We start from the raw sequence: 13,253 nt of genomic DNA on the forward strand, positions 1-13,253 counted from the left end.
CGGCGCAGTCTGAGGAGAGAAGTGCATGACGCAAGTCACGGTGAAAGAACTGGCCCAGACGGTCAATACGCCGGTGGAACGTCTGCTGCAGCAGATGCGCGAGGCAGGCCTGACTCATGACAGTGCGGAGCAGCTGGTGAGCGATGCGGAGAAGCAGGCGCTGCTGACCCACCTGAAGGGGACGGCGAAGCTCGATGAACCGAGCAAGATCACCCTGCAGCGCAAAACCCAGACCACGCTGAAAGTGGCCGGTAGCAAGACGGTAAGTGTCGAGGTGCGCAAGAAGAAGACCTTCGTCAAGCGCAGCCCCGCCGAACTCGAGGCCGAGCAGCGCCGCGAGCAGGAAGCCCAGCGGGCCGCCGAAGAAGCGGCTGCCCAGGCGCGCGCCGAGGAAGAAGCCCAGCGCGCCGCCGAAGCGGCTGCGCAGCAGCAGGCCGAGGCCACGGCCCAGGCCGAGCCGCAGGTGATCGCCGCCGAAGCCGCGGCACCGGCTGCAGCGCCCGCCCCGGTAGCCGAGCAGCCTGTGGCTGCCGAGCCCGTCGCCGAGGCGCCGAAAGCGGATCCCGCTGGCGAGCGCAAGCGCGAAGAGCCGCGTCGTCCCGTGCATCCTGCGCCGAGCAGCAAGCGCGATGAAGACGAGCGTCGTGAGCGCAAGAACGCCCAGCATCGTCCGTCGATCAAGGACAAGGTCGCAGCTCCCCGTGCCGTACGCAGTGGCGACGACGAGGAAGAAGGCTTTGGCCGGCGCGGCGGTCGCGGTGGCAAGTCGCGACTCAAGAAGCGAAATCAACACGGGTTCCAGAGCCCGACAGGACCTGTAGTGCGCGAAGTCAATCTAGGCGAGACCATCACGGTCGCTGAGCTTGCTCAGCAGATGTCGGTGAAGGCCGCTGAAGTCATCAAGTTCATGTTCAAGATGGGGTCTCCCGCCACCATCAATCAGGTGCTCGACCGTGAAACGGCGCAGCTGGTGGCCGAAGAGCTGGGCCACAAGGTCAAGCTGGTCAACGAGAACGCCCTGGAAGACCAACTGGCCGAATCCCTCAAGTTCGAGGGTGGCAAGGCGACCCACCGCGCGCCGGTGGTGACCGTCATGGGTCACGTCGACCACGGCAAGACCTCGCTGCTGGACTACATCCGTCGCGCCAAGGTCGCCTCGGGCGAAGCCGGCGGCATCACCCAGCACATCGGTGCCTACCATGTGGAAACCGAGCGTGGCATGGTCACCTTCCTGGATACCCCCGGTCACGCGGCGTTCACCGCCATGCGTGCCCGTGGTGCCCAGGCCACCGACATCGTCATCCTGGTGGTGGCGGCCGACGATGGCGTGATGCCCCAGACCGAAGAAGCCATCCAGCACGCCAAGGCGGCGGGTGTGCCCATCGTCGTGGCGGTCAACAAGGTCGACAAGCCCGACGCCGATCCGGATCGCGTCAAGCACGATCTGGCTGGCCGTCAGGTCATCCCGGAAGAGTGGGGCGGCGATACCCAGTTCGTGCACGTCTCGGCCAAGGCCGGTACCGGCGTCGACGAACTGCTCGAAGCCATCCTGCTGCAGGCCGAGGTGCTCGAATTGACCGCTACGCCGGAAGCGCCCGGTCGCGGTGTGGTCATCGAGTCCCGCCTGGACAAGGGCCGTGGCCCGGTCGCTACCGTACTGGTACAGAACGGTACCCTGCGTCAGGGCGACATGGCCCTGGTCGGCGTCAACTATGGCCGCGTCCGCGCCATGCTCGACGAGAACGGCAAGCCGATCAAGGAAGCCGGTCCGTCCATCCCGGTCGAGATCCTCGGCCTGGACGGCACCCCGGATGCCGGTGACGAACTCACCGTGCTGACCGACGAGAAGAAGGCCCGCGAAGTGGCTCTTTTCCGTCAGGGCAAGTTCCGCGAGGTCAAGCTAGCGCGTGCCCATGCCGGCAAGCTCGAGAACATCTTCGAGAACATGGGCCAGGACGAGAAGAAGACCCTCAACATCGTGCTCAAGGCCGATGTGCGCGGTTCGCTCGAGGCGCTGCAGGGCTCGCTGTCGGGCCTGGGCAACGACGAAGTCCAGGTGCGGGTGGTCGGCGGTGGCGTCGGTGGTATCACCGAGAGCGATGCCAACCTGGCACTGGCCTCCAATGCCGTGCTGTTCGGCTTCAACGTCCGGGCCGATGCCGGGGCGCGGAAGATCGTCGAGCAGGAAGGCCTCGACATGCGCTACTACAACGTCATCTACGACATCATCGAAGATGTGAAGAAGGCGCTGACCGGTATGCTGGGCAGTGACGTCCGGGAGAACATCCTGGGTATCGCCGAAGTACGCGACGTCTTCCGTTCGCCCAAGTTCGGCGCCGTCGCCGGCTGCATGGTCACCGAGGGCATGGTGCACCGCAACCGGCCGATCCGCGTACTGCGCGAGGACGTGGTCATCTTCGAAGGCGAGCTGGAATCCCTGCGTCGCTTCAAGGATGACGTCGCTGAAGTGCGTGCCGGCATGGAGTGCGGTATTGGCGTGAAGAGCTACAACGACGTGCGCGTCGGGGACAAGATCGAGGTATTCGAGAAGGTCCAGGTCGCCCGTTCGCTGTAACGGCGACTCCGCCTCAGGACGGCAGGTCGCGGACCTGGCAGAGGATTGCCAGGTCCGGACTTGCCGTTCGCGTTTCCAAGATTCATGGCTGGCAGGCCGAGCGTCTGCGGCCTTTCGTACGAGAGTTTCGACATGGCCAAAGAATTCAGCCGTACCCAGCGCATCGGCGATCAGATGCAGCGTGAACTGGCACTGCTGATCCAGCGCGAGATCAAGGATCCGCGACTGGGCATGGTGACCATCACCGGTGTGGACGTCGCCCGCGACCTGTCCCATGCCAAGGTGCACATCACGGTCCTGGGCAAGGACGATGATGCCGAGGCGATCAAGCAGAATATCGGCATCCTCAAGGATGCCGCCGGTTTCCTGCGCCAGCAACTGGGCCGGGTGATGAAGCTGCGGACCATCCCCCAGCTGAGCTTCCAGTACGACGAGAGCATCCGTCGCGGCGCCCAGTTGTCGGCCCTGATCGAGCGGGCTGTCGCCGAAGACCGTCGCCACGACGGGGAGGAGTGAGGGTGGCCCAGGTCAAGCGTATTCGCCGGCAGGTGCATGGCGTGCTGGTGCTGGACAAGCCCCGCGGCTTTTCCTCCAATGCCGCGCTGCAGAAGGTCCGCTGGCTGCTCAATGCCGAGAAGGCCGGGCATACCGGTAGCCTCGATCCGCTGGCCACCGGCGTGCTGCCGCTGTGCTTCGGCGAGGCGACCAAGTTTTCCCAGTACCTGCTGGATGCCGACAAGGGCTACCGCACCGTGGCGCAGCTCGGCATCACCACCACCACCGGCGATGCCGAGGGTGAAGTGCTGGAGCGACGGGCGGTCGCTGTCGACGAGGCGGCCATCCTGGCAGCCTTGCCGGCTTTTCGCGGCGAGATAGAGCAGATTCCGCCGATGTATTCGGCCCTGAAGCGCGACGGCCAGCCGCTTTACAAGCTGGCCCGTGCCGGCGAAGTAGTGGAGCGCGAGCCGCGTTCTGTTACTATTGCCCGGCTGGAACTTCTGGCGTTGCAGGAAGATCGTGCGACATTGGAAGTGGCCTGCAGCAAGGGGACCTATGTGCGCACCCTGGTCGAAGACCTCGGCGCCCGTCTCGGCTGTGGTGCCCATGTCGCGGAGCTGCGGCGTACCCAGGCCGGTCCCTTTGGCCTGACGCAAGCGATCAGCCTGGACGAGCTGGAGGCCGCTCACGCCGAAGGCGGTTCCGAGGCGCTGGATCGCTTCCTGTTGCCGGTCGACAGCGGCCTGGAGCACTGGCCGCTGGTGCAATTGACGCAGCACAGCGCCTACTACTGGTTGCACGGTCAGCCCGTTCGGGCGGCCAATGCGCCGAAATTCGGCTTGATGCGGGTGCAGGACGACCAGGGTCGTTTCATCGGCATCGGCGAGATTGACGACGAGGGGCAGGTTGCCCCGCGTAGACTGATTCGGTCCTAGACCGATACCGAGGATGGCTGTCAGCAGGCACGGTCATTCCTCTTTTCCTAAGCACGGGAATTTTCCCGGCCTGTTACCTCAGAGGAGCCCTAATCATGGCACTGAGCGTCGAAGATAAAGCCCAGATCGTAAACGAGTTCAAGCAGAGCGAAGGCGACACCGGTTCCCCGGAAGTGCAGGTTGCCCTGCTGTCCGCCAACATCGACAAGCTGCAAGGTCACTTCAAGGCCAACGGCAAAGATCACCACAGCCGTCGTGGTCTGATCCGCATGGTCAACCAGCGTCGTAAGCTGCTGGACTACCTGAAGTCCAAAGACACCTCTCGTTACAGCGCACTGATCGCTCGCCTGGGCCTGCGTCGTTAATACGATGCAGACCTGCTGCAAGCAGTCTGAAGCTGGAGGTCGGCTCGCGCCGGCCTCCAGCTTTTTTGCTTGAGTGGCCGACAGAATCGGCCTGCGTCACCCCGGAGATCAACGAGGGTCCGAATCCCTCTGGTCGCCACTGTTTCCCCCAAGGCAATAAAGAGAAGGAAAGACTGTGAATCCAGTAATCAAGCAATTCAAGTTCGGTGAGCAGACCTTCACCCTGGAAACCGGTCGCATCGCGCGCCAGGCTTCCGGTGCGGTGCTGGTCTCCACCGATGACGTCAGCGTGCTGGTCACCGTGGTCGGTGCCAAGCAGCCTGCCGTCGGCAAGGACTTCTTCCCGCTGTCCGTGCACTACCAGGAGAAGACCTACGCCGCTGGCCGCATCCCCGGTGGTTATTTCAAGCGTGAAGGCCGTCCTTCCGAGAAGGAAACCCTGACCTCGCGCCTGATCGATCGCCCGATCCGCCCGCTGTTCCCCGAGGGCTTCCTGAACGAAGTCCAGGTGGTCTGCACCGTGGTCAGCACCAACAAGAAGTCCGATCCGGACATCGCTGCCATGATCGGCACTTCCGCCGCCCTGGCCATTTCCGGCATCCCCTTCGCCGGTCCCATCGGTGCCGCGCGCGTGGGTTACCACAGCGAGCTGGGCTACCTGCTGAACCCCAGCTACGAGCAGCTGCAGAGCTCCAGCCTGGACATGGTCGTGGCCGGTACCCGTGACGCCGTGCTGATGGTGGAATCCGAAGCCGACGAGCTGACCGAAGACCAGATGCTGGGTGGCGTACTGTTCGCCCACGAAGAATTCCAGGTGGCCATCGAGGCCATCAGCCAGTTTGCCGCCGAAGCCGGCAAGCCGACCTGGAACTGGCAGGCTCCTGCCGAGAACACCGCCCTGATCGAAGCCGTCAAGGCCGAGGTCGGCGAGGCCGTGTCCCGCGCCTACACCATCACCGTCAAGCAGGATCGCTATGCGGCCCTGGGCGCCCTGCGTGACCAGGCCATCGCCAAGCTGGCCGGTGAGCACGGTCAGTACAGCGAAGCCGAGGTCAAGGAGACCTTCGGTCTGCTGGAATACCGCACCGTGCGCCAGAACATCGTCGACGGCAAGCCGCGTATCGACGGTCGTGACACCCGCACCGTTCGCCCGCTGCAGATCGAAGTCGGTCCGCTGAAGAAGACCCACGGTTCGGCGCTGTTCACCCGTGGCGAAACCCAGGCCCTGGTCACCGCGACCCTGGGGACCGCTCGTGATGCCCAGCTGCTGGACACCCTGGAAGGCGAGCGTCGTGACAGCTTCATGCTGCACTACAACTTCCCGCCCTTCTCGGTCGGCGAGTGCGGCCGCATGGGCAGCCCTGGCCGTCGCGAGATCGGTCATGGTCGTCTGGCCCGTCGTGGCATCCAGGCCATGCTGCCGACCCAGGAAGCCTTCCCCTACAGCATCCGCGTGGTCTCCGAGATCACCGAATCCAACGGCTCCAGCTCCATGGCGTCGGTGTGCGGTGCCTCCCTAGCACTGATGGACGCCGGTGTGCCGGTCAAGGCGCCGGTTGCCGGTATCGCCATGGGTCTGGTCAAGGAAGGCGAGAAGTTCGCCGTCCTGACCGATATCCTGGGTGACGAAGATCACCTGGGCGACATGGACTTCAAGGTGGCCGGTACCGCCAAGGGCGTGACCGCCCTGCAGATGGACATCAAGATCAACGGCATCACCGAAGAGATCATGGAGATCGCCCTGGAGCAGGCGCTGGAAGCGCGTCTGAACATCCTCGGCCAGATGAACCAGGTGATCTCCGAGTCGCGTGCCGAGCTGTCGGAAAACGCCCCGACCATGCTGGCGATGAAGATCGACCAGGACAAGATCCGCGACGTGATCGGCAAGGGTGGCGCCACCATCCGCGGTATCTGCGAAGAGACCAAGGCGTCGATCGACATCGAAGACGACGGCACCATCAAGATCTACGGCGAGACCCGCGAAGCCGCTGAAGCTGCCAAGCAGCGCGTCCTGGGCATCACTGCCGAGGCCGAGATCGGCAAGATCTACGTCGGCAAGGTGGAGCGCATCGTCGACTTCGGTGCCTTCGTCAACATCCTGCCCGGCAAGGACGGCCTGGTGCACATCTCGCAGCTGAGCGATCAGCGCATCGAGAAGGTCACCGACGTACTGAAGGAAGGCCAGGAAGTGAAGGTACTGGTGCTGGACGTGGACAACCGCGGCCGTATCAAGCTGTCGATCAAGGACGTGGCGGCGGCGGAAGCCTCCGGCGTCTAAGACGACCTCGCGTAAGAGAAAACCCGGCCTTGGCCGGGTTTTTTCGTTTCTAGGCGGATGACGCGGTGTTCGCCGGATAGTTTTCATCGCGGCCGTGGGCCGCTCCTACAGACTTCGAGTTAACCGTAGGAGCGGCCCATGGCCGCGATCAGCGAGGTATAGGATGAAGCACGACGGAGCGGCCGCGATTGGCCTACATCACGCCTTCTCGCGTATCCACTCGATGAAGCTGCGCACCTTGGGCACCTCCGCCATCTGTTCCGGGTAGGCCAGCCAATAGGCATGGGGGCTGGCCAGGCGATGCGGCCAGGCGAGTACCAGGTGGCCGGACGCCAGCTCTTCGGCGACCAGGAATTCCGGCAGCAGGGCCACGCCGCAACCTTCCCGGGCAGCGCGGGCGCAGAGGGTGAAGGTGTCGAAGCGCGGGCCGTGGTGGCTGTGTACCTCTTCGCGACCCAGGCTGGCGTACCAATCGTGCCAGGACTCCGGGCGGGTGGTGTTCTGCAGCAGGACGAAGTCAACCAGCGCTTCCGGACCGGCGATGCCTGGGGCAGGGAGCAGATCCGGCGCACAGACCGCGACCATGTGCTCGTGCAGCAGCAGTTCGCACTCGGCGCCGGGCCAGCTGCCGTGGCCGTAGAACAGGGCCACGTCATGGCGCGGATCGCGGAAGTCCACCGGCTCCAGGGCGCTGGAGACGTCCAGGTGGATGCTGGGATGGCGCAGGCGCCAGCCCTTCAGTCGAGGCACCAGCCAGCGCTCGCCGAAGGTCGGGGGCGTGGCCACGCGCAGCACCTCGGTTTCACCGCCGTAGGATCTGAGGTAGCGCGCCGACATCTCCAGCTGGTTGAGGATCTTGTCCACTTCGGCCAGGTACAGCGCACCGGCGGGCGTCAGCTGCAGACGGCGACGGACGCGGCGGAGCAGGCTGTGCTGCAGCAGCTCCTCGAGCTGGGCGACCTGCTTGCTGACGGCGCTCTGGGTCAGGGCCAGCTCGTCGGCCGCGCGGGTGAAGCTGAGGTGGCGGGCGACGGCTTCGAAGCACTGCATGGCGGTGATGGAGGGCAGATGGCGACGTTGCATGGCCTGATCCGTGACATGAAAAAAGGGAATGATATGCCGAGCAAAGGTCGGTTGTCCGGGACCGTCGCCCTGACCATACTCAAGGCCGATTCTTTCGATCTTTTCGGAGACCTCAGCATGAGCAAGGCCCTGTTGGAGCGCCTCGGCGTTTCCGCCCAGCACTACACCCAAGGCGACCATCTGGTGCATTCCCCCATCGACGGCAGCCAGTTGGGCAGCGTCGCCCTGGAAAGCGCCGCCGAGGTGGAGCAGAAGATCTCCCGCGCCGAGCGTGCCTTCCAGGCCTGGCGGGCGGTACCGGCGCCGCGACGCGGCGAGCTGGTGCGTCTGCTGGGCGAGGAATTGCGGGCACACAAGGCCGACCTCGGCGAGCTGGTGTCCTGGGAGGCCGGCAAGATCACCCAGGAAGGTCTGGGCGAAGTCCAGGAGATGATCGATATCTGTGATTTCGCCGTGGGCCTGTCACGTCAGCTTTATGGTCTGACTATTGCCTCCGAGCGCCCCGGCCACCATATGCGTGAGACCTGGCAACCGCTGGGGGTAGTGGGCATCATCAGTGCCTTCAATTTCCCGGTGGCGGTCTGGTCCTGGAACGCCGCCCTGGCGCTGGTCTGCGGCAATCCGGTGATCTGGAAGCCGTCGGAGAAGACTCCGCTGACCGCGCTGGCCTGCCAGGCGCTGTTCGAGAAGGCCCTGGCCCGCTTCGGCGAGGCGCCGGCGGACCTGAGCCAGGTGGTCATCGGTGATCGCGCCGCGGGCGAAGCCCTGGTGGACGATCCGCGGGTAGCACTGGTGAGTGCCACGGGTAGCACCCACATGGGACGTGAGGTTGGACCTCGGGTTGCGGCGCGCTTCGGGCGCAGCATTCTGGAGCTGGGCGGCAACAACGCCATGGTGCTCGCGCCTAGCGCCGATCTGGACATGGCCGTGCGTGCCATCCTGTTCAGCGCCGTCGGTACCGCCGGGCAGCGTTGTACCACCCTGCGTCGGTTGATCGCCCACCGTTCGGTGAAGGCCGAGATCGTCGAGCGACTCAAGACCGCCTATGCCAAAGTCCGCATCGGCCATCCGCTGCAGGGCAATCTGATCGGTCCCTTGATCGATGCCGCCAGCTTCCAGGCCATGCAGGGGGCGCTGGAGCAGGCCCGTGGCGAGGGTGGAGTGGTCTTCGGCGGCGAACGCCAGCTGGCTGAGCAGTACCCCAACGCCTATTACGTGGCACCAGCCATCGTCGAGATGCCGGAGCAGAGCGAGGCGGTGCGCCACGAGACCTTCGCGCCCATTCTCTATGTGCTGACCTATGATGACTTCGACGAAGCGGTGGCGCTGAACAATGCCGTGCCCCAGGGGCTGTCGTCCTGCATCTTCACCACCGACGTGCGCGAAGCCGAAGCCTTCATCTCGGCGACCGGCAGTGACTGCGGCATCGCCAACGTCAATATCGGCCCGAGCGGCGCCGAGATCGGTGGTGCCTTCGGCGGCGAGAAGGAGACCGGCGGTGGTCGCGAGTCCGGCTCGGATGCCTGGAAGGCCTACATGCGCCGGCAGACCAACACCGTCAACTATTCGCGCGAGCTGCCGCTGGCCCAGGGCATCGTGTTCGACTGAGTCGCCCAGCCAGGAGCGCACGGGAATGCAGTTGCGTGAGGAATGCCTGTGGGAGCGGCTGTATCCGGCAATGCCGGGGGCGCCGTTGCGGGGTGATATCGACGTCGAGGTGTGCGTCATCGGTGCTGGCTTCACCGGTCTCTCCACCGGCCTACACCTGGCCCAGGCCGGGCGTCGGGTGGCGGTGCTGGAGGCCCATGGGGTCGGTCATGGCGGCTCCGGCCGCAATGTCGGGCTGGTCAATGCCGGTATGTGGATTCCGCCCGACGAGGCGGTGACCACCCTGGGGCAGGAGGTGGGTGAGCGCCTGTTGTCGGTGATGGGCGATGCGCCGAGCCAGGTGTTCGCCCTCGTCGAGCGCTATGGCATCGACTGCCAGCCGCGCCGGGCTGGCACCCTGCACATGGCACACAGCGCCAAGGGCCTGGCCGATCTGGGGCGCCGTGCCGAGCAATGGCAGCGGCGCGGCGCCCGGGTCGAGCTGCTGGAAGGCGAGGCCTGCTATACGGCGTGCGGCACCCGCGACATCAGCGGCGCCCTGCTCGATCATCGGGCTGGCACCCTGGTACCCATGGGTTACGCCCAGGGGCTGGCCAAGGCGCTGCGCCAGGAAGGCGGGGAGCTGTTCGAGCAGACCGCGGTGCGGCAGTTGCAGCGGGTCGGCGAGCGCTGGCAGGTGGAGACCGATCGGGGCCGGGTCAGCGCCGACCAGGTGGTGATCGCCTCCAATGCCTACACGGAAGGCGAGTGGACCACCCTGCGCAAGCAGTTCTTCGCCGGCTACTACTATCAGGTGGCTTCGCAGCCACTGGGACCCGAGGCGGATTTCATCCTGCCGCAGGGGCGAGGTTCCTGGGATACCCGTACGGTACTGAGCAGCATCCGCCGCGATGCCGACGGTCGCCTGCTGCTGGGCAGCCTCGGCAACATGGCCGGGCGCCCCGCGAGCTTCATCCGGGCCTGGGCGGATCGCATCCAGCGGCACTATTTTCCCGCGCTCGGGCGGGTGGACTGGGAGTGCACCTGGACCGGTCGTATCGCCTTCACGCCGGATCATCTGATGCGCCTGTTCGAACCAGCGCCGGGATTGCTCGCGGTGACGGGTTACAACGGCCGCGGGGTGACCACTGGCACGGTCGTGGGGCAGGCTTTCGCCCGTTATCTGTGCAGCGGCGATCGCCAAGACTTGCCCATGCCGCTGGTGGGGCTGGATGCCAATCCGGTCGGGCAATGGCGCAGCCTGATGTATGAGGCGGGCTTCACCCTCTATCACGCCGGGCAGTGCCTGCGGGTGGTGCTCTAGCCAGGCTGGCCATCCCGCGCGGTGCTTGCGGGCGACGATTGCCGGAGCGGCCGATTTGCGCATTCGGCCTTGCGCAAATCGGCCGTTTTGCTTGGCGCGCCTTTCTTGCGGACCGGGCAGCGCAAGGACGTCGGCGGTACCTTGTGTTCGATGGTTACTTTGGTGGCACGACGAGCGCAGGGTGTTACGTTTTGGTGCGAAACAGGTGCAACCGGGTTGCGATCAGGTAACAAACGTTGCTGCCTTTCGGTGGGGGTTGTCATCGGCAGGGCGCTTTACTGTGACTTATCAGTGGCCTACGACCAAAGTCTCAAGGGCGCCCAGGGTGCACTGGCTGCGGCCTCAGCCGCAGCCGGCAGGGCCCTTCGCTCGCTGCAGCGATGGCAAATCGCCTGTGCACGGTGCACACAGGTGGGGGATGGCACAGGCTTTGCTCCTGCCGAGAAGCCAACCACCCTCTGGAGCAAACCTCCCATGTCGAAGATTTACAGAAAAGGCATTCTGGCTCTCGCTATCGGTTCTGCGTTCACTCTCTCGTCCCTGGCGCATGCCGATATCGTGATCGGTGTCGCCGGTCCCTACACCGGGGCCAGCGCCGCCTACGGCGAGCAGTTCTGGAAGGGGGCCACCCAGGCCGCGGAGGACATCAACGCCGCCGGTGGCATCAACGGCGAGAAGATCAAGCTGGTGCAGGGCGACGACGCCTGCGAGCCCAAGCAGGCCGTGGCCGTGGCCAACCGCCTGGTGGACTCCGAGAAGGTCAAGGCCGTGATCGGTCACTTCTGCTCCTCCAACACCATGCCCGCCTCGGAGATCTACGACGAAGCCGGCATCATCTCTATCACCCCGGCGTCCACCAACCCCAAGATCACCGAGCGTGGCCTGGCGGGCGTGTTCCGCATGTGCGGTCGTGACGACCAGCAGGGCATCGTCGCTGGCGACTACATCGTCGACGTGCTCAAGGCCAAGAAGGTCGCCATCATCCACGACAAGGACACCTACGGTCAGGGCCTGGCCGATGCCACCAAGGCGCAGCTCAACAAGCGCGGTGTGAAAGAGGTGCTCTACGAGGGCCTGACCCGCGGCGAGAAGGACTTCAACTCCCTGGTCACCAAGATCCGTGCCTCCGGTGCCGACGTGGTCTACTTCGGTGGCCTGCACCCCGAGGCCGGCCCGCTGGTCCGCCAGATGCGCGAGCAGGGCGTGACCGCCAAGTTCGTCTCCGGCGACGGCATCGTTTCCGCCGACCTGGTCACCACCGCCGGTGGCGCCCAGTACACCAAGGGCGTGCTGATGACCTTCGGTGCCGACCCGCTGCAGAACCCGGCGGGCAAGACCGTGGTGGAAACCCTGCGCAAGGCCGGCTACGAGCCCGAGGGCTACACCCTCTACTCCTACGCCTCGCTGCAGGCCGTGGCCGCTGCCTTCAACGGCATCAAGGGCACCGACGGCGCCAAGGCCGCCGAGTGGCTGAAGTCCCACAGCGTCAACACCGTCCTGGGTGAGAAGAGCTGGGACAGCAAGGGCGACCTCAAGGTCTCCGACTACGTGATGTACGAATGGGACGACAAGGGCAAGTACCACCAGCTGCCCTGATCCTCGCGTGAATCCGCCAGCCGCCGTCTCGTCTCCGCCCCAGGACGAGGCGGCGGGTGGCGGCCCTCGTCATCCATCCAGCGCGAGACTGCAAACGTGGACGGTATCTTCCTGCAACAACTGGTCAACGGCCTGACCCTGGGCTCGGTCTACGGACTCATCGCCATCGGCTACACCATGGTCTATGGCATCATCGGCATGATCAACTTCGCCCATGGCGACGTATACATGGTGTCGGCCTATCTCGCCGCCATCGGCATCGCCGTGCTGAGCGTATTCGGCCTGCATTCCTTCCCGGTGCTGATCTTCGGCACCCTGATCTTTACCGTGGTGGTCACCTCCGTGTACGGCTGGGCCATCGAGCGGATCGCCTACAAGCCGCTGCGCAACTCGACGCGCCTGGCCCCGCTGATCTCGGCCATCGGCATGTCGCTGATCCTGCAGAACTACGTGCAGCTCGCCCAAGGCGCGCGCCAGCAGGGGGTGCCGACGCTGCTCGACGGTGCGCTGCGCCTGCACATCGGTGATGGCTTCGTGATCATCACCTACACCAAGATCTTCATCATCGTGGCGTCCATCCTTGGCATGGGCCTGCTCACCTACGTGATCCAGAAGACCACCCTCGGCCGCATGTGCCGGGCCACCCAGCAGGATCGCAAGATGGCGCAGATCCTCGGCATCAACACCGACCGGGTGATTTCCTACGTCTTCATCATCGGCGCGGCCATGGCGGCGCTGGCCGGGGTGCTCATCACCCTCAACTACGGCACCTTCGACTTCTATGCCGGCTTCATCATCGGCATCAAGGCCTTCACCGCGGCGGTGCTCGGCGGCATCGGCTCGCTGCCCGGCGCCATGCTCGGCGGCATCATTCTCGGCATCTCCGAAGCCCAGTTCGCCAGCCTGGTGAACTCGGACTACAAGGACGTCTTCAGCTTCTCGCTGTTGGTAGCGATCCTGATCTTCCGGCCCCAGGGGCTGCTCGGCAAACCCCAGGTCACGAAGGTGTAAT

At 65.0% G+C, this 13,253-nt stretch carries 10 protein-coding genes; 9 read left to right on the forward strand and 1 reads right to left on the reverse strand.

Annotated elements, in window-relative coordinates; genetic code table 11:
• Positions 1–25 precede the first annotated feature (25 nt).
• The 5 genes from infB (at position 26) to pnp (ending at position 6,651) form a co-directional block, all read left to right on the forward strand.
• Positions 26–2,575, forward strand: coding sequence for a translation initiation factor IF-2 (gene infB, locus RND78_RS24035; protein WP_312732513.1), 2,550 nt, complete (start codon positions 26–28; stop codon positions 2,573–2,575).
• Positions 2,576–2,707: 132 nt separating this feature from the next.
• Positions 2,708–3,091: a 30S ribosome-binding factor RbfA gene (rbfA, locus tag RND78_RS24040; RefSeq protein ID WP_059231841.1), complete on the forward strand. Its 384-nt coding sequence runs from the start codon at positions 2,708–2,710 to the stop codon at positions 3,089–3,091.
• A gap of 2 nt (positions 3,092–3,093) precedes the next feature.
• Positions 3,094–4,008: a tRNA pseudouridine(55) synthase TruB gene (gene truB / locus RND78_RS24045; RefSeq protein ID WP_312732514.1), complete on the forward strand. Its 915-nt coding sequence runs from the start codon at positions 3,094–3,096 to the stop codon at positions 4,006–4,008.
• 95 nt (positions 4,009–4,103) lie between these two features.
• Positions 4,104–4,373 carry a 30S ribosomal protein S15 gene (rpsO, locus tag RND78_RS24050; protein ID WP_007162645.1) on the forward strand — a complete coding sequence of 90 codons (270 nt, stop codon included), beginning with the start codon at positions 4,104–4,106 and terminating at the stop codon, positions 4,371–4,373.
• A 175-nt stretch (positions 4,374–4,548) separates the two neighbouring features.
• Positions 4,549–6,651 carry a polyribonucleotide nucleotidyltransferase gene (pnp, locus tag RND78_RS24055; protein ID WP_312732515.1) on the forward strand — a complete coding sequence of 701 codons (2,103 nt, stop codon included), beginning with the start codon at positions 4,549–4,551 and terminating at the stop codon, positions 6,649–6,651.
• 198 nt (positions 6,652–6,849) lie between these two features.
• Here pnp and RND78_RS24060 read toward each other — a convergent pair whose 3' ends face one another.
• On the reverse strand, positions 6,850–7,734 hold the full coding sequence (locus RND78_RS24060; RefSeq protein ID WP_312732516.1) for a LysR substrate-binding domain-containing protein: 885 nt from the start codon (positions 7,732–7,734) through the stop codon (positions 6,850–6,852).
• A gap of 117 nt (positions 7,735–7,851) precedes the next feature.
• Here RND78_RS24060 and RND78_RS24065 point away from each other — a divergent pair, with 117 nt between their 5' ends.
• From RND78_RS24065 to RND78_RS24080, 4 genes are all read left to right on the forward strand, one after another.
• A complete protein-coding gene (locus RND78_RS24065; RefSeq protein WP_312732517.1) occupies positions 7,852–9,342 on the forward strand; it encodes an aldehyde dehydrogenase family protein in 1,491 nt (496 codons plus the stop codon).
• 25 nt (positions 9,343–9,367) lie between these two features.
• Entirely contained in the window at positions 9,368–10,645 is a 1,278-nt protein-coding gene (locus RND78_RS24070; protein ID WP_312732518.1) for an FAD-binding oxidoreductase, read from the forward strand.
• A 474-nt stretch (positions 10,646–11,119) separates the two neighbouring features.
• A complete protein-coding gene (locus RND78_RS24075; RefSeq protein WP_312732519.1) occupies positions 11,120–12,241 on the forward strand; it encodes a branched-chain amino acid ABC transporter substrate-binding protein in 1,122 nt (373 codons plus the stop codon).
• 96 nt (positions 12,242–12,337) lie between these two features.
• Complete coding sequence (locus RND78_RS24080) at positions 12,338–13,252, forward strand: ABC transporter permease subunit (protein WP_312732520.1); 915 nt, start codon at positions 12,338–12,340, stop codon at positions 13,250–13,252.
• The last annotated feature ends 1 nt before the right edge of the window (position 13,253 follow it).

It is taken from the genome of Pseudomonas oryzihabitans (assembly GCF_032027545.1).
Classification (GTDB): domain Bacteria; phylum Pseudomonadota; class Gammaproteobacteria; order Pseudomonadales; family Pseudomonadaceae; genus Chryseomonas; species Chryseomonas oryzihabitans_F.